At 70.2% G+C, this 18,517-nt stretch carries 20 protein-coding genes; 5 read left to right on the top strand and 15 right to left on the bottom strand.

Translation table 11 applies throughout. The features are described from left to right. Positions 1–150: 150 nt before the first annotated feature. The gene (locus tag ACMGDM_RS07055) at positions 151–582 is read left to right on the top strand and encodes a hypothetical protein (protein WP_436803382.1); all 432 of its coding nucleotides are present in this window, start codon (positions 151–153) and stop codon (positions 580–582) included. Between the two features lie 43 nt (positions 583–625). On the opposite strand, the gene ACMGDM_RS07050 is transcribed toward ACMGDM_RS07055, so the two are convergent. From ACMGDM_RS07050 to ACMGDM_RS07015, 8 genes are all read right to left on the bottom strand, one after another. Continuing rightward, on the bottom strand, positions 626–1,753 hold the full coding sequence (locus ACMGDM_RS07050) for a serine hydrolase (RefSeq protein WP_436803381.1): 1,128 nt from the start codon (positions 1,751–1,753) through the stop codon (positions 626–628). A 132-nt stretch (positions 1,754–1,885) separates the two neighbouring features. After that, positions 1,886–3,469 (bottom strand): L-aspartate oxidase, encoded by a 1,584-nt coding sequence (nadB, locus tag ACMGDM_RS07045; protein ID WP_436803380.1) that lies wholly within the window; start codon positions 3,467–3,469, stop codon positions 1,886–1,888. Between the two features lie 416 nt (positions 3,470–3,885). Beyond that, positions 3,886–4,839, bottom strand: coding sequence for a 3-keto-disaccharide hydrolase (locus ACMGDM_RS07040; protein ID WP_436803379.1), 954 nt, complete (start codon positions 4,837–4,839; stop codon positions 3,886–3,888). 195 nt (positions 4,840–5,034) lie between these two features. Then, positions 5,035–5,169: a hypothetical protein gene (locus ACMGDM_RS07035; protein WP_436803378.1), complete on the bottom strand. Its 135-nt coding sequence runs from the start codon at positions 5,167–5,169 to the stop codon at positions 5,035–5,037. Positions 5,170–5,493: 324 nt separating this feature from the next. Then, entirely contained in the window at positions 5,494–6,915 is a 1,422-nt protein-coding gene (locus ACMGDM_RS07030; protein ID WP_436803377.1) for an ammonium transporter, read from the bottom strand. Positions 6,916–6,926: 11 nt separating this feature from the next. Next, positions 6,927–7,265 (bottom strand): P-II family nitrogen regulator, encoded by a 339-nt coding sequence (locus tag ACMGDM_RS07025; RefSeq protein ID WP_132908565.1) that lies wholly within the window; start codon positions 7,263–7,265, stop codon positions 6,927–6,929. 301 nt (positions 7,266–7,566) lie between these two features. Further along, entirely contained in the window at positions 7,567–7,767 is a 201-nt protein-coding gene (locus ACMGDM_RS07020) for a putative signal transducing protein (protein ID WP_132908564.1), read from the bottom strand. Next, complete coding sequence (locus tag ACMGDM_RS07015) at positions 7,767–8,318, bottom strand: pyridoxamine 5'-phosphate oxidase family protein (RefSeq protein WP_436803376.1); 552 nt, start codon at positions 8,316–8,318, stop codon at positions 7,767–7,769. Before ACMGDM_RS07015 ends, ACMGDM_RS07020 begins: the two co-directional genes overlap by 1 nt. Positions 8,319–8,370: 52 nt before the next feature. Between ACMGDM_RS07015 and ACMGDM_RS07010 the strand changes: the two genes are divergently transcribed. Both ACMGDM_RS07010 and ACMGDM_RS07005 read left to right on the top strand, forming a co-directional pair. Then, complete coding sequence (locus tag ACMGDM_RS07010; protein ID WP_436803375.1) at positions 8,371–8,616, top strand: type II toxin-antitoxin system CcdA family antitoxin; 246 nt, start codon at positions 8,371–8,373, stop codon at positions 8,614–8,616. Next, complete coding sequence (locus ACMGDM_RS07005; RefSeq protein ID WP_436803374.1) at positions 8,616–8,912, top strand: CcdB family protein; 297 nt, start codon at positions 8,616–8,618, stop codon at positions 8,910–8,912. Before ACMGDM_RS07010 ends, ACMGDM_RS07005 begins: the two co-directional genes overlap by 1 nt. Before the next feature lie 4 nt (positions 8,913–8,916). Here the strand turns inward: ACMGDM_RS07005 and tldD are convergent, their stop codons facing one another. Then, positions 8,917–10,332, bottom strand: coding sequence for a metalloprotease TldD (gene tldD, locus ACMGDM_RS07000; protein WP_436803373.1), 1,416 nt, complete (start codon positions 10,330–10,332; stop codon positions 8,917–8,919). Between the two features lie 314 nt (positions 10,333–10,646). Next, positions 10,647–10,883: a zinc-finger domain-containing protein gene (locus ACMGDM_RS06995; RefSeq protein WP_183944794.1), complete on the bottom strand. Its 237-nt coding sequence runs from the start codon at positions 10,881–10,883 to the stop codon at positions 10,647–10,649. A 98-nt stretch (positions 10,884–10,981) separates the two neighbouring features. Between ACMGDM_RS06995 and ACMGDM_RS06990 the strand changes: the two genes are divergently transcribed. Continuing rightward, a complete protein-coding gene (locus ACMGDM_RS06990; protein WP_436803372.1) occupies positions 10,982–11,923 on the top strand; it encodes an ABC transporter ATP-binding protein in 942 nt (313 codons plus the stop codon). Between the two features lie 301 nt (positions 11,924–12,224). Here the strand turns inward: ACMGDM_RS06990 and ACMGDM_RS06985 are convergent, their stop codons facing one another. The 4 genes from ACMGDM_RS06985 to ACMGDM_RS06970 form a co-directional block, all read right to left on the bottom strand. Beyond that, positions 12,225–13,022: a glutaminyl-peptide cyclotransferase gene (locus ACMGDM_RS06985; RefSeq protein ID WP_436803371.1), complete on the bottom strand. Its 798-nt coding sequence runs from the start codon at positions 13,020–13,022 to the stop codon at positions 12,225–12,227. A 221-nt stretch (positions 13,023–13,243) separates the two neighbouring features. Continuing rightward, positions 13,244–13,585 (bottom strand): ferredoxin FdxA, encoded by a 342-nt coding sequence (gene fdxA / locus ACMGDM_RS06980; protein WP_436803370.1) that lies wholly within the window; start codon positions 13,583–13,585, stop codon positions 13,244–13,246. Positions 13,586–13,639: 54 nt separating this feature from the next. Then, positions 13,640–13,954, bottom strand: coding sequence for an RNA-binding S4 domain-containing protein (locus ACMGDM_RS06975; protein ID WP_436803369.1), 315 nt, complete (start codon positions 13,952–13,954; stop codon positions 13,640–13,642). Then, on the bottom strand, positions 13,951–16,449 hold the full coding sequence (locus tag ACMGDM_RS06970; protein WP_436803368.1) for a helicase-related protein: 2,499 nt from the start codon (positions 16,447–16,449) through the stop codon (positions 13,951–13,953). The genes ACMGDM_RS06975 and ACMGDM_RS06970 overlap by 4 nt, the downstream gene beginning before the upstream one ends. Positions 16,450–16,652: 203 nt before the next feature. Between ACMGDM_RS06970 and ACMGDM_RS06965 the strand changes: the two genes are divergently transcribed. Beyond that, entirely contained in the window at positions 16,653–18,125 is a 1,473-nt protein-coding gene (locus ACMGDM_RS06965; RefSeq protein ID WP_436803367.1) for a M23 family metallopeptidase, read from the top strand. 21 nt (positions 18,126–18,146) lie between these two features. Here the strand turns inward: ACMGDM_RS06965 and ACMGDM_RS06960 are convergent, their stop codons facing one another. Beyond that, the gene (locus tag ACMGDM_RS06960; protein WP_436803366.1) at positions 18,147–18,506 is read right to left on the bottom strand and encodes a hypothetical protein; all 360 of its coding nucleotides are present in this window, start codon (positions 18,504–18,506) and stop codon (positions 18,147–18,149) included. Between the last annotated feature and the right edge of the window lie 11 nt (positions 18,507–18,517).

Below are 18,517 nucleotides of genomic sequence, written 5' to 3'. Positions count from 1 at the left end.
CTGCCCTAAACCGGATTGGCCGTGTGGGAAACCGGGGTTGTGGGGGACCGTTCGCACCATGCCGTTCCGCTCCGCCCCGCCATGTACCCTGGCATGATGTGCCGGCGCATCTCTTGTCAGCAAGCGCGAAGGGAGCGTAATAGTGCCTGTATGACCATGAGCATCCGACGCATCTGGCCGGTGCTGGCGGCGAGTGCTGTCGCCGCCTCAGCGTCAGCGCAGAAGCCCTTGACGATCGAGCGCCAATGGGCCGGCTGTCACACCATCGTGACCGACTTCGAACGGCTCGCCTGCTATGACGCGATCACCGCACCTCCGCCACGCACCGCCAGCACGGTAAGGGTCCCTGCCAAGCTGGACGACGGCCCGCTGACGTCGACGCTGCGCGCCGCCTCGCTCGGTGGCGCCGGCGGCTGGACCTTCGTCCTGGCGGACGGCAGCCGATGGACGCAGGCCGATGATGCGCCGATCGGTCGCAGACCCGTCGCCGGGGACGCGGTCGAGGTCAGGCGAGGCGTGCTGGGCAGCTTTCGACTGAAGCTCGGGCGCGGTGGGACGGTGAAGGTCAAGCCGCTGCGCTGAGGTTGTCAGCGCAGGTCCGTCGGAGTGCGGCGCCGCGGCGTCTTCACGTGCCGGCCTCGTCTCCACCCGCCGCGCGCGGCTGCGCGCCGGTCAGCGCGGCGCAGACGTTCTGGATCAGCTGCTGGCGCATCCGCATCGGTGCCGTGGTGTCGCCGATCATCACCGCGATGGCATAGCGCCGCCCGTCCGGCGCGGTGAGCAGGCCGACGTCGTTGAAGCCGGCGTTGCGCGCGCCATAATCCTGCCCGGTGCCGGTCTTGTGCGCCACCTTCCAGCCGGGCGGCGTGGCCGCGCGCAGCCGCGCGTGGCCGGTGCGCGACGCCGCCATCGTGTCGAGCAGGATCCGCGTCGAGGTCTCGCTCAGCAGCTCGCCACGCGCCAGCCGCGCCAGCGCGCCCGCAATCGCCACCGGCGCGGCGCCATCGGGCGGGTTGTCGATGTAGCGCTGGAGCGCGGCCCGGCGCACCGCGGGGTCGAGCCGGGCGCGCGCCGCCTCGAAGCCGCGCCCCATCGCCATCGACTGGTTCCAGGTCAGCCCCGCGGTACCGCTCTGGAGCAGCCGCTCGCCCGGGCCGAACTTGATCGCGCCGAGCTGGTGCTTGGCGATGAAACGCCGCACCGCCGCCGGGCCGCCGACCACCGTCAGCAGCCGGTCGTTGGCGGTGTTGTCGCTCTGCGTCAGCGCGCGCGTCAACAGCCCGCCGACGGTGGTGCGATAGCCGCCGCCGGTGACCAGCCCAGCGATCGGCTGATGGAACAGCGTGAGGTCGTCGCGCGTGACCAGCACCGGATCGTCGAGCGTGAGCCGGCCCCCGTCGCGCTGCGACAGCACCGTCATCGCCACCCACGTCTTGCTGACGCTCTGCTGCGGCAGGCTGAGATCACCGCCCTGCTGCACCACCCAGTCTTCGTCGACCGCGACGATCGCCGCGCCTGCCTTGCCCGGGAAATTGCGGATGAGCTGCTCGATCCGCGCCTGCAGCGCGCGGGGCGCGCTCGACCGCCGCGGCGGGGGGGGCGGCGGCACCGCAGCGAGCGGCACCGGGATCGAGACGAGCGGCTTGGGTGGAGCGGCCGGGATCAACGCCGAGCCCGCGCCAGCGCCGCAGCCTGCGATCAGCAGCGTCCAGCCGACGATCGCGGCGCGGCGTCCGAAAGTCCGAGTACCCATATTCGCCGCCACCAACCCCGCTTGACCCGTGCCTGTGGACAATAATTGTCCGGGCACAATGCGCTGCGACTCATCGCTGCGACGATCACCCTTGTCGGCGCGACGAACGGTGGGGCGCTCGTCCGTCACGCGTCAGGCCCGCGGCACCAGCACCGTGTCCGCTGCCGTGGCGAGCGTCTCGGGCCAGTCTAGCGTGAAGTGCAGCCCGCGGCTCTCGTGGCGGTGGAGCGCGGCGCGGACGATGAGCTCGGCGACCTGAAGCAGGTTGCGCAGCTCGATGAGGTCAGGGGTGACGCGGAAATGGCCGTAATAATCCTCTACCTCGCTGCGCAGCAGGTCGATCCGGTGCTGCGCGCGCTCGAGCCGCTTGGTGGTGCGCACGATCCCGACGTAGTTCCACATGAAGCGGCGGATCTCGGTCCAGTTCTGCTTGATCACCACCTCCTCGTCGGAGTCGGTGACGCGGCTCTCGTCCCACGCGCGAACCGCGGGAGGCGGCGGCAGCGCGTCCCAATGCTGCGCGATATGCTGCGCCGCCGCCTCGCCGAAGACGAAGCATTCCAGCAGTGAGTTGGAGGCGAGCCGGTTGGCGCCGTGCAGCCCCGACTGGGTGCACTCGCCCGCGGCGTAGAGGCCGGGCAGGTCGGTGCGGCCGTCGCGATCCACGACGATCCCGCCGCAGGTGTAATGCTGCGCGGGCACCACCGGGATCGGCTGGGTCGTCATGTCGATGCCGAGGCCCAGCAGCTTCTCGTGGATGTTCGGGAAATGCGCGCGCACGAACTCGGCGGGCATGTGGCTGATGTCGAGGTGGACGAAGTCGAGCCCGTAGCGCTTGATCTCGGCGTCGATCGCGCGCGCCACCACGTCGCGCGGGGCGAGCTCGAGCCGGTCGTCGTACCACGGCATGAAGCGCCGCCCGGTAGTGGGGTTGATCAAATGGCCGCCCTCGCCGCGCACCGCCTCGGTGATCAGGAAGTTCTTGACCTCGAGATGGTACAGGCAGGTCGGGTGGAATTGCATGAATTCCATGTTGGCGACACGCGCGCCGGCGCGCCACGCCATCGCGATCCCGTCGCCGGTGGCGCCGCGCGGCGCGGTGGAGAAGAGATAGGTCCGCCCTGCCCCGCCGGTCGCCAGGATCGTCGCGCGCGCGGTGTATACCTCCACGGCGCCGGTGCGCCGGTCGATCGCGTAAACGCCCCAGACGTTGCCGGCGCCGGAGTAACGTTCCTCGTGGCGGCTGGTGGCGAGGTCGATCGCGACCTGATCGGGGACGAGCGTGATATTGGGGTGCGCCTCGGCGGCGCGCTGGAGTGCCTCCTGCACCGCCCAGCCGGTCGCATCGGCGACATGGACGATACGGCGGTGCGAGTGGCCGCCCTCGCGGGTGAGGTGGAGCGCGCCGCCTTCCTCCGCGAACGGAACGCCGAGCGCGCGCAGCCGCGCGATCGCGGCGGGGGCGCGCTCGACCACGAACTCGACGATCGCGCGATCGTTGAGCCCGGCGCCGGCGACCATCGTGTCCTCGACATGGTGTTCGAACGTGTCGCCGGGCTCGAGCACCGCGGCGATTCCGCCCTGCGCCCAGGCGGTGCTGCCGTCGTTGAGCGCGCCCTTTGCGAGCACGGTAACGGTGAAGCGGTCGGCGAGGTTGAGCGCCGCGGTGAGCCCGGCAGCGCCCGAGCCGACGATGAGCACATCACTTTGCGTCATGCGCTTAGCCCGCGAATGTTGAGAATGTTGAGACGCGCGCGTGTGTCGGGCGCGATGCGGAGGGTGAGGAGCCGGCGCGTGGGGCGCTCGAGGCAGTCGGGCTCGGGGACGGACATGTCCCCCATGTGGCACAGCTGCGGTCGTTTAGGACAGCGCGAGTTGCTGCTCCACTTCTCCCCGCGCGGCGGGGTAGGGGAACCACCGGCCATCGACCGGTGGTGGAAGCGGGTTATCCGCGCCGCGCAACGTCGCTTCGGGTCGCTCCTCCTGACAGCGCAGCGTGTGCGGAAGCCCCCCTCCACCTTGGCGCTGCGCGCGGGCTTTGGCTCGCCCCCCGCAGCAAGCCAAGATGGTATTCGGGGAACATCATTTCGCCCGCACGAGCCCTCCCCGTGCCGGGAAGGAGTCATAGCCTCTCACTCCTTCACGACGACCTTCGGCAATCGATCGATCGGCTCCACCGTGATGTCGCGGAACCAGGTTTCCGCGCCCTCGGACTGGAGCTGGACATGGCCGTGCGTCAGCGGCGTGCGCTGGCCCGCGGCGTCCACGGTGGCGAGGCCGTCGACCATCATCACCGGCACGCCGTTGACCACGTGCACGGCGCGGTCGCCGAGCACGTAGAGGTCCAGCGTGTTCCACTCGCCCTCCGCCTTCTCGGCGTCGCGTGCATTCTCGACGTTCCAGATCAGCGAGCCGTTGACGATCTCGACCGGCGCCCCGCCGAGACGGAAGCGCACCGGCGGCGAGACCAGTGCGGGATCGAGCGCGGCGGTGGTGCGGATGCGGACATCGCGCCCGACCGCCACCGCCATGCCGGTCGAGCCTTTCATGATCTCGAACTCCACCGAGGGCTGCCATGTGCCGAACACCGCGCCCGGCGCGCCGTGCGTATGGTAGAGCAGGCCGTTGTTGGGAGGCTGACCGACACGCGGCGCCCAGCGCTTCTCGCCCCAGCGATAGTGCAGCCGCAGGTGATAGTCGCGCAGGTCGGCGTCATGGACGAGCGCCCCCCAGGTTTCGCCCTTGACCCAGAGCGCGGGGCGACCATCGATCGCCTTGACCGCGAAATCGCCGGTGGTGGCGCGCGATGTGCCAATCGGGGGGACGCCGGGTTGGTCACGATAGGTGACCGCGGGATCGGGATAGCCGAGCCACGCGTGCCAGCCGCCCAGATCGCGCCCGTTGAAGAGCGCGCGCGACGGGCCCACCGGGCGCGGCACGTCGGCAAGGACCAGTGTCTGCTTCGTCGCGACGGTCGCGCCGACGAGCGTGCGGGCCTCGGCGAGTTGCGCCGGAGTAGCGGGAGCCTGCGCGACGACGGGCGTCGCGCCCGCCGTGACGACGAGCCAAAAGCCGATATGTCTCACCCGATTGCCCCTCCGCGCTGGTCTGCCGCGCGGTATCGCAGGCGATGACAGCATTAACAATGGTCCGTGGGAACGTTCCCGATCCGGCCGCCTCATGTGGCGCCGTCGATGGCGTGTCGTCCCGTGCGGGGCGGTAGCGAGCGCCCCGCTGAACGTGCGCCATCTGCCGGCGTACGATCGCGTCGTGCGATGGCGTCAGCGCAATATCCACTCGCCCAGGAACACCACCGCGTCGGCCGCGAGTTGCGCGAAAAAGACCGCGGCGGTGAAGGCAGCAGCGGCACCCACCACTACCACGCCCTGCTCGCCGACATGTTTGATCGTCGTCATGGCTCATCCTCTCCCATCCGGAGCCGGGGCCACGTTTCCCGGGGTCGCCCGGCTCAGAGATTTATATAGCCGGTCGCCACCGGCTTGGCCATCGTGCGGCGCAGCATGGCTGCAGCATAGAAAGAGTGGCGTCCGTGCGCGTGCCACCTAAGCAGCTCTGGCCCACGGGCATCATCCTGCGTGTAACTGGCGTCCTGCATGTGCAGGTCCACGGTCGGTCAGAGACAAAAAAAGGGCCCGATACGTCGCCGTACCGGGCCGAGGAGCGTCCGCAGGAGGAACGTCAGGAGCGGGCGGCGGCGTCAGGCGCCGCCCGCGAACTCGTCAGTAATTGTAGGCGCGCTCGCCGTGCTCGTTGATGTCGAGGCCCTCGCTCTCGACCTCGAGCGACGGACGCAGTCCCATCGTCGCCTTGAGCCCGAGGAACAGCACCGCCGAGACGCCGCCCGACAGCACCAGCGTCAGCATCACCGCCTTGATCTGGGTCCAGACCTGCCCGGCGATGTCGTAGCTGCCCGCGACCGAAGGGAATTGCGTGTAGTCGATCCAGCCCTGGCCGCCGAGCGACGGCGCCGCGACGATGCCGGTCCCGATCGCGCCGACGATGCCGCCGACGCAGTGGATGCCGAACACGTCGAGCGTGTCGTCATAGCCGAGCTTGTTCTTCACCGTGGTGACGAAGAAGAAGCATACGGCGCTCGCCACCATGCCGAGGATGATCGAGGTCATGGGTGCGGCGAAGCCCGCCGCCGGGGTGATCGCGACCAGCCCCGCGACCGCGCCCGACACGCCGCCGAGCAGCGACGGCTTCTTGTGCACCACCTGCTCGATCACCGCCCAGGCGACCGCGGCTCCCGCGGTGGCGACGAAGGTGTTGATGAAGGCGAGCGCGGCAGCGCCGTTGGCCTCGAGGTTCGAGCCCGCATTGAAGCCGAACCAGCCGACCCACAGCAGCGAGGCGCCGATCATCGTCATCGTCAGCGAGTGCGGCGGCATCGGCTCGCTCTTGTAGCCGTGACGCTTGCCGATGATGAGGCAGCCGACCAGGCCGGCGATGCCCGCGTTGATGTGGACCACCGTGCCGCCCGCGAAGTCGAGCGCGCCCCAGCCGTACAGCAGGCCGGCGTCGGTCGGCGCGTCGGCGAGGAAATCCGGGCCGGCCCAGTACCACACCATATGCGCCATCGGGAAATAGACGATCGTCAGCCACAGCACGACGAAGATCAGCAGCGGGGTGAACTTCACCCGCTCGGCGAAGGCGCCGACGATCAACGCCGGCGTGATGCAGGCGAAGGTCATCTGGAAGCAGATGAAGGCATATTCGGGAATGTAGACGTTGTTGCTGAAGGTCGCGGCGAGCGAGCCGGGGCCGACGCCAGCGAGGAACGCCTTGGAGAGCCCGCCGATGAAGGCGTTGCCGCTGGTGAAGGCAAGGCTGTAGCCCCAGCTCACCCAGACGAGGCTGGCGACGCAGACGATCATCAGCACCTGCATCAGCACGCTGAGCATGTTCTTGGTGCGCACCAGACCGCCGTAGAACAGCGCGAGCCCCGGCACCGACATCATCAGCACCAGCACGGCCGAGATCATCATCCAGGTGGTGTCACCCTTGTTGACCATCGCGGCCATCTGCTCCGCGGTCGGCGCGCGCACCGGGCCGGCGGGCTGTGCCAGCGCGGGCGCGGCGGCCAGTGCCGCGATCGTCGCCACCGCCCCCGCGGCGGCGATCTTGCGTGAAAGTGTCATCCCGTCCCCCCTCACAGCGCGCTGTCGTCGGTCTCGCCGGTGCGGATCCGCACCGCCTGACCGACATCGAGCACGAAGATCTTGCCGTCGCCGATCGCGCCGGTGTTGGCCGCGGCCTGGATCGCCTCGACCACGCGGTCGGCGATGTCGCTGCCGCAGACGATCTCGATCTTGATCTTGGGCACCATGTTGGTGCTGTACTCGGCGCCGCGGTATATCTCGGTCTGGCCCTTCTGCCGGCCGAACCCCTTCACCTCGGACACCGTCATCCCCGCCACGCCGACCCCGGTGAGCGCTTCCCTCACCTCGTCGAGCTTGAACGGCTTGATGATCGCTATGACCAGCTTCATCGCGCCCCCTTTGCGTTTACCCAGGAAGACGCTTTGCACGGCGCGTGCCAGTTCTGTGGAGGAGCGTACAGGACCGGCTCAGAAGGGTGATCTCGTCGCTCATTGTTCGTCATCCCCGCGCAGACGGTGATCCAGAAACGCTGACGTATCGGCTCTAACCGCGAGGATCAGCGTGTCTGGATCCCCGCCCGCGCGGGGATGACGAAGAGAGCAGGGAGCGCGGAGCGACCACATCGCTGGCGCGCGCGCGGCCGTTAACCACTGTTAATCTTTTGTGCAGCGCTGCAGACCTGCCCAAAAATCAGGCACCCTCCGCCACGAGGCGCGCTGCGGCGAGATCGTCCTCGTCCACCATCACGCGCACCGGGATCAGCAGCCAGCTGCCGTCCGCGATCGAGGCGCCGCCGTCGAACGCGAGCGCGTCGATCCCCTCGGACTCGAGCCGGCCGACCAGGATGTTGGCAAGGTTGCGGTCGTAGCGGCCGAGCTCCACCAGCGCCATCAGGCCGGCACCACGGTCGGGTTGCGCACCGGCAGCCCGTCGATGCTCGTGGTGCGCACCGCATATTTGGCGAAGCGCGCCAGGTCGGTGTTGGCGGCGTGATATTTGTTGAGCGTGGCGCGCTCCCGCTCGAACGCCATGTGCGGCACGCCCCAGCCGCACGAGGTCTGCACCTGTTCCACCGCCACGACGAAGATCTGCCGCGTACCGGGCAGCAGCGTGAAATGGGCGGCGAGTTCGCCCCACTCGGCGTCCTGCGGCAGCACCGCGCGCCCGCGGCCATAGATGCGGAAGATCAGCGCCGGGTTGTCGAAGGCGCAGAACATGATCGTGATGCGGCCATCGGCGAGCAGGTGCGCGTTGGTCTCGTTCCCCGAGCCAGCGACGTCGAGATAGGCGACGGTGGTGTCGTCGAGCACGCGGAACGTGTCCATGCCCTTGGGGCTGAGATTGATCCGCGCACCCGCCGCGGCGGTGGCGGCGAAGAACACCGGCTGGCGCGCGACGAAGGCGCGATGCTCCGCGGTGAGCGCGGGGAAGAACTCGGCCATAGCGGGCTGGCTCCGGTTTGACGCGCCTGGGGCATGCGCATAATCTACGCGCATGAAGCATGATCGCATCGCCTCGGGCAAGCGCCGATCGGTCAACATGACGATCGACACCGGCGTCGTCGCCGCCGCGCGCGAGGCGGGGATCAACCTGTCGCAGGTAGCCGAGTCGGCGATCCGCGCGGCGACCAGCGCTGAGTTGAACCGGCGCTGGAAAGAAGAGAATCGGGAGTGGGCCGAGTCGGTCAACCGCTGGGTGGAGGAGAACGGGCTTCCGCTGGAACGGTATCGACTGTTCTAATGCCTCAGTACGAGGTGTTCCGCACCGCCTCGGGTGAGCTCCTGGTCGATTGTCAGGCCGAAGGGCTGGGTCACTTGGCGACTCGCTTCGTCGCACCGCTTCTTCCGATCGCCCGGGCGCCGGAAGCTCGCGCGCGGCTCAACCCGATATTTGACGTCATCGGCGAGAAGCATATGCTGGTGACACAATTCGCCACCGCGATCCGGCGCAGCGAACTGCGCACGCCGATCGACTCGCTCGCCGTCTATCGACTCGACATCGTCGCAGCGTTCGACATGCTGCTGACCGGTATCTAAACGCTCACGCCGTTCCGCCGACCGTCAGCCCGCCGATCAGCAGCGAGGGCTGACCGACGCCGGCCGGCACGCTCTGCCCGCCCTTGCCGCACATGCCGATGCCCTCGTCCAGCGCGAAGTCGGTGCCGACGCCCTGCACCTTGGTCAGCACGCTCGGACCGTCGCCGATCAGCGTCGCGCCCTTGATCGGCGCGCCGATCTTGCCGTCCTCGACCAGATAGGCCTCGGTGCAGGAGAAGACGAACTTGCCCGAGACGATGTCGACCTGCCCGCCGCCGAACGACTTGGCGAAGATGCCGCGCTTCACCCGCGACAGCAGCTCGGCGGGATCGTCCTGCCCCGCCTTCATGAAGGTGTTGGTCATGCGCGGCATCGGCGCGTGCGCGAAGCTCTCGCGGCGGCCGTTGCCGGTCGGCGCCACGCCGATCAGCCGCGCGTTGAGCCGGTCCTGCATATAGCCGCGCAGGATACCGTCCTCGATCAGCAGCGTCTCGCTCGTCGGCGTTCCCTCGTCGTCGATGGTGAGGCTGCCGCGCCGGTCCTGGATCGCGCCGTCGTCGACGATCGTCACGCCGGGCGCCGCGACACGCTGACCGATCCGCCCCGCGAAGGCGCTGGTGCCCTTGCGGTTGAAGTCGCCCTCCAGCCCGTGGCCGATCGCCTCGTGGAGCAGGATGCCGGGCCAGCCGGCGCCGAGCAGCACGGTCATCTCGCCCGCAGGCGCAGCGACCGACTCGAGGTTGACCAACGCCTGCGCCAGCGCCGTGTCGATCGCGCGGTGCCAGGTCGCGGGCTCGAACAGCGTGTCGTAGAGATAGCGCCCGCCCAGCCCGAAGCTGCCGGTCTCGCGCCGCCCGTTCTGCTCGGCGACGATCGAGACGTTGAGCCGCACCAGCGGGCGCACATCGGTGGCGACGAAGCCATCGGGACGAACGATTTCGACCACGCTCCACGTCCCTGACAGCCCGACCGAGACCTGCGCCACGCGCGGGTCGCGCGCGCGCGCCGCGGCGTCGATCGCCTGGCACAGCGCCACCTTGTCGGCGAAGGGGACGAGGTCGAGCGGGTCGGCGTCGGTGTAGCGGCGCTGGTTGGTGTGCGCGGGCGCCGCGGCGCGCGGCTGCGCCGAGGGGTCGATCAGCCGCATTGTCGCGGCGGCGCGCTCGATCGCGGCGGCGCTGAGCTCGTTGGCGTGCGCGAAGGCGGTCATCTCGCCCGACACGGCGCGCAGCCCGAAGCCGGCGTGCGTGTCGTAGCTCGCGGTCTTGAGCCGGCCGTCGTCGAAGCCGAACGCCTCGGCGCGGCGATATTGCAGGTAGAGCTCACCGTCGTCGGCGCGATCGAGCGCGGCAGCGGTGAGTCGCAGCGCCGCATCGGGGTCGAGCGAGTCGCGGTAGAGGAAGGAGCGCGGGTCGGTCATCGCGCCAAGATAGGGGCGCGGACGGCCGCGCGCCACTCGTCAGGCGTGAAGAAGCTTGTTGGCAGTGACCTTCGGGCTTTCAGGAACGCCCTCCTCGGTTACAGCCTATCTCTGCGAAACGCTCGGGGCCTCATCATCGTCCGTCATCCCGGACTTGTTCCAGGATCCACGTTTCCGCGAGAGCAACGTCTTAGGTGCGCGCGGCCCGGTGGATCCCGAAACAAGTCCGCGATGACGATGGAATCGTCGCAGCGACATCCTGCCAAGCGAGGATCAAGCGCGGCCTGAACTGGAACTTCCGTACAGCGACCCGCTTACTGCGGGCTGGCGCCGTCGGGGATGTCGGGCAGCTGGCTGTGGTCGGCGCCGTCCGCGGGGCCGCCGATCAGCACGAAGCGGCGGTCGCAATAGCCGCAGTCGACATAGCCGTGCTCGTCGATCTGGAGCCACACGCGTGGATGGCCCAGCGCGGCGCCGCCGGGAATATCGCTCGCACCGTCGCAGGCGACGCGGGGTTGCGAGACGCGGACGAGTTCGGGCGGCGGTAGCATGGTCCGGGCGATTAGCAAGCGCCGCTGCCTGAGACAATCCTGCCGTGCCGCCTCATGCAGGATTGGCAAGCTTCGCGCGCGCGCCTACCTCCGCGCGCATGACCGACGCCGCCATCGCCATCCGGGACCTGTGCAAGACCTACGCGGGCGTCGGCGGCGCGCCGGGCAAGCGCGCGCTTGACGGGGTGAGCTTCGAGGTGCCGCGCGGCTCGATCTTCGGGCTGCTCGGCCCCAACGGCGCGGGCAAGTCGACGCTGATCAACATCCTCGCCGGGCTGGTCAACAAGACCAGCGGCAGCGCCGAGATCTGGGGCTTCGACATCGACGCGCATCCGCGCAACGCCAAGGCCTCGATCGGGATCGTCAATCAGGAGATCCTGTTCGATCCCTTCTTCACGCCCGTGGAGACGCTCGAGATCCAGGCCGGGCTGTACGGCGTGCGGAAGAAAGAGCGGCGCTCGATGGAGCTGCTGCGCGCGGTTCATCTCGAAGACAAGGCCAACGCTTATGCCCGCACGCTGTCGGGCGGGATGAAGCGGCGGCTGATGGTGGCCAAGGCGATGGTCCACGCGCCGCCGGTGTTGGTGCTCGACGAGCCGACCGCGGGCGTCGACATCGAGCTGCGCCAGCAACTCTGGACCTATGTCCGCAGCCTCAACGATGCGGGCGTAACGGTGGTGCTGACGACTCACTATCTCGAGGAAGCCGAGGAATTGTGCGATCGCATCGCCATCATCAGCGGCGGTCGCGTGATCGCCAATGAGCCGACCGCCGAGCTGGTCGGCAAGGCGCAGGAGAAAGTGGTCGCGGTCACGGTCGACCGCGACGTCGCGGTGGTGCCCGAGAACGCCTGCTTCGGGAAAATCGCGCTCAAGGGCACGCGCACGCTCGAGATCACCTACGCCAAGGACCGGGTCAACGCGGGCGAGGTGCTCGGCGCGGTGCAGGCGGACGGCTATGGCATCGTCGACGTCTCGACCAAGGAGGCGGACCTGGAGGACGTGTTCCTCAACCTGACTCGCGCGGCGAGCGGGCATTAGGGCGCGTTGCCAAGAACGATCCTGCGAAAGAGCGACTACCTGAGCAGGGGCCGGATGGATCTGCCCCACAGGAAGGCTCGTCGGGGTGGGCTCCCGCTACTCACCACCACCTTCTCCGCGGAGGGGAGCGTTGCAAAATACCTCATAGGTTCCCGCCGAAGCACGAGCACAGGGTCGCACACACCTAAGGTCTTGTTCTGCTTGGCCCCGGGTTCCGGCGTTCGCCGGAACACCGTCAGCAAGCCGGCAAGTTGCGCGATTCCGCAGTGATCCCCGGCGAAAAGCGGGCGCAGGTCGGTCGTCAGGGCAGCCGGATCTCGAATAGCGTCGGCCAGCGTTTGCCCGTGACGAACAGCCGGCGCCTGGCGGCGTCCCAGGCGATGCCGTTCGCCACCGCCTCGGGGTCGCGCGCGCCTACCTCGGCGACGATCGCGCGCAGGTCGATCACCTTGGTCACGCGCCCGCTGGTCGGATCGATCGCGACGATCATCGGCTGGTGCCACACATTGGCGAGGATCGTGCCCTCCACCCACTCGAGCTCGTTGAGCTGATCGACCGGCTGACCCATAAAGGTCACCTTGAGCGTGCGGCGCACCGCCAGCGTCGCGGGATCGTGGAAAGTCAGGGTCGCGCTGCCGTCCGAGCGGATCAGCGCGACGCGATCGCTCGTCAGCCCCCAGCCCTCGCCGTTGTAGCGCGCGGTGCCGAGCGGGCGCAGCGTGGTCGCGGCCCAGCGATGGGCGATCCCGTCATGCCAGGTGAGGCTGACGAGCTGGTCCTTCCATGCCGCCAGCCCCTCGCCGAACTGCGCCGGCGGAATGGTCGCGCGTTTGACTGGTTTGCCGGTGGCGAGATCGACGCGGCGCACGTCGGAGCGGCCCTCGAGCCCAACGCTCTCGTATAGCGCCCCGCCGTGCCAGATCAGCCCCTCGGTGAACGCTTCGCGATCGTGCGGGAAGCGCGCCACCACGGTCGGCACCACCACCGGCGGTCGCGCGTCGGCGACGGCGGGTGCTGCCTGTTGTGCGGGCGCGGCCGGCGCTGCGGCGGCGGGCGGGAGAAGCAGCGCGAGGAGCGGGAGAGCGAGCCGGCGGATCATGGTCGCAGCGGTACGCGCCCGCCTCGCGGCCGGCAACCGGGCGAGCGCCTTGATCCGCCACGGCGAGCGGCACATTCGCGGGAGGTTCCGTACCGCTCGGCATCTACTGTTTTCCCGCGAACGCGGGAAACCAGGGCCAAGCAGGACAACGACAGTCGGCGCTGCTGCTCCTGGGCTCCCGCGTGCGCGGGAGCACCAAGGGAGGAGTGCTAACGTCCCGCTCAGTCGCCCTTGCCGGGTTCAGGCGAGAAATACTTGTCGAACTTGCCGTCCTCGCCCTTGAACGAATCGGCGTCGGGCGGGGTCTGGTCGAGCTTGCGCGTGACGTTGGGCCATTGCGCCGAGAAGGTGTTGTTGAGCTCGAGCCACTGCTCCAGCCCGCTCTCGGTGTCGGGCAGGATCGCCTCGGCCGGGCATTCCGGTTCGCACACGCCGCAGTCGATACACTCGGACGGGTTGATGACGAGCATGTTCTCGCCTTCGTAGAAACAGTCGACCGGGCAGACTTCCACGCAGTCCATGTACTTGCAGCGGATGCACGCGTCGGTGACGACGTAGGTCATAATCGGGGCTTCCTCACTTCTCGCGCGCCGCTTTTGCGCCGCATCACGCCCGCGTCAACGCTCCAGCGCGGGTTGCGACGCGTTCTCACCGCCGCCGGCGACCAGTTCCTGGTAGCAAGCCTGTGCCTCGGGCGCCGGCCCGCGCCGCGCCGGCAGCGCCTCGACCCGCACCGCGCGCACCCGCCCGGCGTGGAAGAAGGTGAGGATATTGCCGACGCGGACCGGCGCGTGGGCGCGGTCGATCGCGCGCCCGTCGATGCGTAGCCGCCCGTCGCACGCCAGCGCCTGCGCGACGTCGCGCGTCTTGGCCAGCCGGGTGAACCACAGATAGCGATCGAGCCGCATCGCCGTGTCGCGAGCGTCGCTCATCGCCGCACCAGTTCGGCCAAGGCGGCGAACGCATTGTCGGCGGACGGGCGCGTCTCGCGCGCGCGCGCACGGCCGCGCCAGACGTAGCGCAGCTCCTCGCTTCCCGCGGCCGCCGGCGCGGGGCGGAAGCCGAGCTCCGCCATCAACCGCGCGATCGTCGCTGGCTCCAGCCCGATCGACACCGCCAGCGCCGGATCCGGAACGAACGGTGCGCGACCATCGCCAGCGCGCGCGTCATGCACCGCGCGCGCGACGCGCTCGACCAGATCGATCCGCACCGCCTGCGCACCCAGCGCGCGATAGCCCATCAGCGGCACCGCGCCGGCGCTGCCGCGCGGCAGCGTGGTCGCGCCCGCGGGCGGCAGCGCCGGCGGCGGCGTGCCCGCGGCGTCGAGCAGGGCGCGGCGCCACGCCTGCGCCGCGGGCTTGAGCAGCCGCGGGTCGAACAGGTCGAGCGCGCCGATCGTCACACCCTGTCGCCGCAGCCAGTGGCGGTCGCCCGCGGTGAGCGCCTCGATCGCGGCGCGCAGCGGCAGCCGCTCGGCAAAGCCGGCGCCGCTCTCCAGCGCGGCGGCGACGCTGCGCAGCGCCGGGCTCGCCGCGGGCGCGCGCGCCGCCTCCGCCACCGCCACCAGGCTGCGCAGCGCGCGCGCGATCGCGCCCGCCAGCCAGGCCCGTACGCGCGTTGCGACCAAATCGCGTACCGCGGGATCGAGACAGTCGAGCGCGGGGTCGAGGGCGAGCTGCGGCCGCGCCAGCGATGCGCCGCGCCGGAGCCGGGCCACCGCGAGGCCATCGGCCAGGATCACGCCGTCGGCGTCGAGCGCGAAGCCCGAATCGTCGCGCGCCACCAGCGCGTCGGCGCGGCGGCGGCGTTCGGCGCCGAGTCGCTTCTCCGCGGTGGCGAGCAGCAGTCGCTTGTCCGCGGCGGTGGCGTCGGGCGCGACGACGAAGCGAAAGCCCTCCAGCCGCCCGATCGCATGCGTGTCGATCGTCACCCCGCCCGCGGCGTCGATCTCGACCGGCAGCGCGCCCACGCCGCTGCCGATCTTCTTCGCCAGCGCGGTGGTGCGCTTGTCGACGAAGCGTTGGGTGAGCTTCTCGTGGAGCGCATCGGACAGCCGCTCCTCCACCGCCAGCGTGCGCGCGGCCCAGTGCGCCGGATCGGCGAGCCAGTCGGGGCGCTGCGCGATATAGGCCCAGCTGCGGATCGCCGCGATCCGCCCTGCGATCGTCTCGACGTCGCCCTCGACCCGATCGAGCCTCGCCACCTCGTCGGCGAACCATTGGTGCGGCACATAGCCTTGTGCCAGATAGCCGAACACCCGCCCGACGAAGCGCGCGTGCGGGTCGATCCCGAGCTTGGCGAAATCGGGGATGCCGCACGCCGACCACAGCCGCACGACATTGCCGCGCGCGCGCTCGCGCACGCCGGTCTCCTCGGCGAGACGGCGCAGCACCTTGAGATCGGTCGCCTCGGGTGCGGCGCGCAGCCGCTCGTGGTCGGGGCGACGCGCGAGCGAGGCGAGCAGCGCGTCCACGCTCGAGAGATCGGGTGTGCCGTCGCGCCAGTAGAGCCAGTCGAGCCGCGGAAAGCGATGCGCCTCGATCGCGGCCACTTCCTCAGGATCGAACGCGTCCGGCCCCTCCTCGGTCAGCCCGCCGAACGTGCCGTCGCGCTGGTGGCGCCCGGCACGGCCCGCGATCTGCGCCATCTCGGCGACGGTGAGCCGGCGGCGCTGCTGGCCATCGAACTTGGACAGGCCGGCGAAAGCGACATGGCCGACGTCGAGGTTGAGCCCCATGCCGATCGCGTCGGTGGCGACGAGATAGTCCACCTCGCCCGCCTGGAACATCGCCACCTGCGCGTTGCGCGTGCGTGGGGACAGCGCCCCCATCACCACCGCCGCGCCGCCGCGCAACCGGCGCAGCATCTCGGCGGTGGCGTAGACCTCCTCGGCCGAGAAGGTGACGATGGCGGAGCGCCGCGGCAGGCGGGAAAGTTTCTTGGCGCCGGCGTAGCTCAGCGTGGAGAAGCGCGGCCGCTCGACGATCTCCGCCTCGGGCACCAGCGCGCGCAGCACCGGGCGCAGCGCCTCCGAGCCGAGGATCATCGTCTCCTCGCGCCCGCGCGCGCGCAGCAGCCGGTCGGTAAAGACATGGCCGCGTTCGCGGTCGGCGCCGAGCTGCGCCTCGTCGAGCGCGACAAAGGCGACGTCGCGCTCCAGCGGCAGGCTTTCCGCGGTGCACAGGAACCAGCGCGCGTCCTTGGGGACGATGCGTTCCTCGCCCGTAATCAGCGCAACTCGTTCCGGCCCCTTGATCGCGACCACCCGGTCGTACACCTCGCGCGCCAGCAGCCGCAGCGGGAAGCCGATCATGCCGCTGGCGTGCGCACACATCCGCTCGATCGCGAGATGCGTCTTGCCGGTGTTGGTCGGACCCAGCACCGCGATCACGCGCGAGCTGTCGTGCGGGCGAGGGGTGAGCGACATGACCCAGACTACATCGGGTGTGTGTCGGCCGGATGCAATCGCGCTCAGCCGGTGAGGCGGTCCGCCGCTCAACTCGACCGGCCCGCCGCAGCGATCGCCATGGCGAGGCGCGGTTAATTTGACTTTAGCACCTCTCCTCCACAACGCTGCCACCCACGCGCTGGAGGGATTGGTCCGGCGCCCGACGGAAGGCGGCGGCCGACGTGTTCTTGCGCGACGATCAGGGGCTGGAGCTGGCGGGCGCGGGGGGGCGCAGCGCGGGGCGCGCGTTCGGGCGCGCGCTGGTGCCGCTGGCGGAGCGGAGCGCGCTTGATCGCTGGCGCATCGCGCTGGCGCAGGCCGACTGGGCGCCCGACCTCGGCCAGGACATCGGCAGCCGCACCTGGTGGCGCGGGCTCGCCACCTGCGCGGCGCTGTGCTGGGGGGCGTGGCAGCTCAACCCCGGCCTGCCCGCGATCACCGGGGACCTGCCGGTCGCGGCGGATCGCGCCGGGCTGGAGGAAGCGCGGACGCAGGGCATCGCCCCGCTGGCGCTCGGCGCCACCACCGGCCGGCGCATGGCGGCGACCGCGCTGGTGCGCCCACTCGCCGAAACGCCCGAGCGCCCGCAGATCGAGCTCAGCGCCGCGCTCGCCGACGGGGATTCGCTGCGCGGTGCGCTCCAGCGCGCGGGCGTCGGCGGCACCGAGGCGGCACGGATCGCGGCGCTGGTCGGCGACACGGTGGCGCTCGACTCGCTCAAGCCGGGGACGATGCTGGCGCTGACGCTCGGCCGCCGCCCGACCAAGTTCCAGCCGCGCCCGCTTGAGCGGCTCGCCTTTCGCGCCGCGTTCGACCTCAACCTGGTCGTGCAGCGCGCCGGCGAGGGATTGGTGCTCGACCGCCAGTCGATCGCGATCGACCGCACCCCGCTCCACGTCACCGGCACCGTGGGCGCAAGCCTGTACCGCTCGGCGCGCGCCGCGGGCGTGCCCGCGCGCGTGGTTGAGACCTACATCAAGGCGATCGCGGCGCAGCTGCCGATGGGGCAGCTGGCCAGCGACGACCGCTTCGACATCGTCGCCGACCAGGCGCGCGCCGCCACCGGCGAGGTCGAGGTCGGCCAGCTGCAATATGCCGGGCTGGCGCACGGCCGCCGCACGGTGCGGCTGGTGCGCTGGGGCGACAAGGACGGCGAGGGCGGGCAGATGCTCGATCCCTCGGGCATGATCGAGCGCCGCGGCGCGCTCGGCATGCCGGTGGCGGGGCGGATCACCTCCACCTACGGGATGCGGATGCACCCGCTGCTCGGCTTCATGCGGATGCACAAGGGCACCGACATCGGCGCACCGTACGGCAGCCCGATCTACGCCGCGGTCGACGGCGTGGTGCAGTTCGCCGGGCGCGCGGGCGGTTACGGCAATTTCATCAAGCTGGCGCACGGCGGCGGGCTCGTCACCGGCTACGGTCATATGAGCCGCTTCGCGGTCGGCCAGGGTGCGCGCGTGCGGCGTGGGCAGGTGATCGGCTATGTCGGCTCGACCGGCATCTCGACCGGGCCGCACCTCCACTGGGAAGTCTGGAAGAACGGCCGGACGGTCAATCCGCGCACGCTGTCGCTGTCGAGCGTGCAGACGCTCCCGGCGGACACGATCCGCGCGATGCGCGCCAAGATCGCGCGGCTGGTCGGGCGCTAGCCCGAGCGGCGGCGCGGCGGGTCAGCCGCTGCTGCCGCGCCCGGCGATGGCGCGGGCGTCGGTGACGCTGGCGGTGCCGTCGTCGCTGAGCGTCACCAGCCAAGCCGAGGCGTCGTCGCAGGTGGCGACCCAGGCGGCGCGGCCCGCTACCGGGTCGGTCGGCACCGACCGCTCCACCTTCTGGCAGCTGCGCCCGGCGTCGCGCAGCGCGCGGAACAGCGCGACGTTGCGCTCCTTTTCGTTGAGCGCCTGCATCTTGGCGACGAAGTCACCGCGCGGCGCAGCCGTGGCGACCTGGTTCGCGGTCTCGCCGCTGCCGCAGCCGGCGAGCGCGAGCAGGAGCACCGATGCGGCGGCGAGCGGGAGGAGGCGAGCGGTCATGTTTCCATCGT

Source organism: Sphingomonas larreae (assembly GCF_051400595.1).
Lineage (GTDB): Bacteria > Pseudomonadota > Alphaproteobacteria > Sphingomonadales > Sphingomonadaceae > Sphingomonas.
This window is presented reverse-complemented; position numbering and strand designations above follow the sequence as displayed.

Excerpts from the sequence above, each read along its gene's own strand:
- ACMGDM_RS06995 (WP_183944794.1), bottom strand. The coding sequence starts at position 10,883 with ATGCTACCGCCGCCCGAACTCGTCCGCGTCTCGCAACCCCGCGTCGCC.
- ACMGDM_RS06975 (WP_436803369.1), bottom strand. The coding sequence starts at position 13,954 with ATGAGCGACGCTCGCGACACGGCGATGCGGCTCGATCGCTATCTGTGG.
- ACMGDM_RS06970 (WP_436803368.1), bottom strand. The coding sequence starts at position 16,449 with ATGTCGCTCACCCCTCGCCCGCACGACAGCTCGCGCGTGATCGCGGTG.
- nadB (WP_436803380.1), bottom strand. The coding sequence starts at position 3,469 with ATGACGCAAAGTGATGTGCTCATCGTCGGCTCGGGCGCTGCCGGGCTC.
- ACMGDM_RS07010 (WP_436803375.1), top strand. The coding sequence starts at position 8,371 with ATGAAGCATGATCGCATCGCCTCGGGCAAGCGCCGATCGGTCAACATG.
- ACMGDM_RS07055 (WP_436803382.1), top strand. The coding sequence starts at position 151 with ATGACCATGAGCATCCGACGCATCTGGCCGGTGCTGGCGGCGAGTGCT.
- tldD (WP_436803373.1), bottom strand. The coding sequence starts at position 10,332 with ATGACCGACCCGCGCTCCTTCCTCTACCGCGACTCGCTCGACCCCGAT.
- ACMGDM_RS06990 (WP_436803372.1), top strand. The coding sequence starts at position 10,982 with ATGACCGACGCCGCCATCGCCATCCGGGACCTGTGCAAGACCTACGCG.
- ACMGDM_RS07030 (WP_436803377.1), bottom strand. The coding sequence starts at position 6,915 with ATGACACTTTCACGCAAGATCGCCGCCGCGGGGGCGGTGGCGACGATC.
- ACMGDM_RS07050 (WP_436803381.1), bottom strand. The coding sequence starts at position 1,753 with ATGGGTACTCGGACTTTCGGACGCCGCGCCGCGATCGTCGGCTGGACG.
- ACMGDM_RS07005 (WP_436803374.1), top strand. The coding sequence starts at position 8,616 with ATGCCTCAGTACGAGGTGTTCCGCACCGCCTCGGGTGAGCTCCTGGTC.
- fdxA (WP_436803370.1), bottom strand. The coding sequence starts at position 13,585 with ATGACCTACGTCGTCACCGACGCGTGCATCCGCTGCAAGTACATGGAC.
- ACMGDM_RS07015 (WP_436803376.1), bottom strand. The coding sequence starts at position 8,318 with ATGGCCGAGTTCTTCCCCGCGCTCACCGCGGAGCATCGCGCCTTCGTC.
- ACMGDM_RS07035 (WP_436803378.1), bottom strand. The coding sequence starts at position 5,169 with ATGACGACGATCAAACATGTCGGCGAGCAGGGCGTGGTAGTGGTGGGT.
- ACMGDM_RS06960 (WP_436803366.1), bottom strand. The coding sequence starts at position 18,506 with ATGACCGCTCGCCTCCTCCCGCTCGCCGCCGCATCGGTGCTCCTGCTC.
- ACMGDM_RS07020 (WP_132908564.1), bottom strand. The coding sequence starts at position 7,767 with ATGGCGCTGGTGGAGCTCGGCCGCTACGACCGCAACCTTGCCAACATC.
- ACMGDM_RS07025 (WP_132908565.1), bottom strand. The coding sequence starts at position 7,265 with ATGAAGCTGGTCATAGCGATCATCAAGCCGTTCAAGCTCGACGAGGTG.
- ACMGDM_RS06985 (WP_436803371.1), bottom strand. The coding sequence starts at position 13,022 with ATGATCCGCCGGCTCGCTCTCCCGCTCCTCGCGCTGCTTCTCCCGCCC.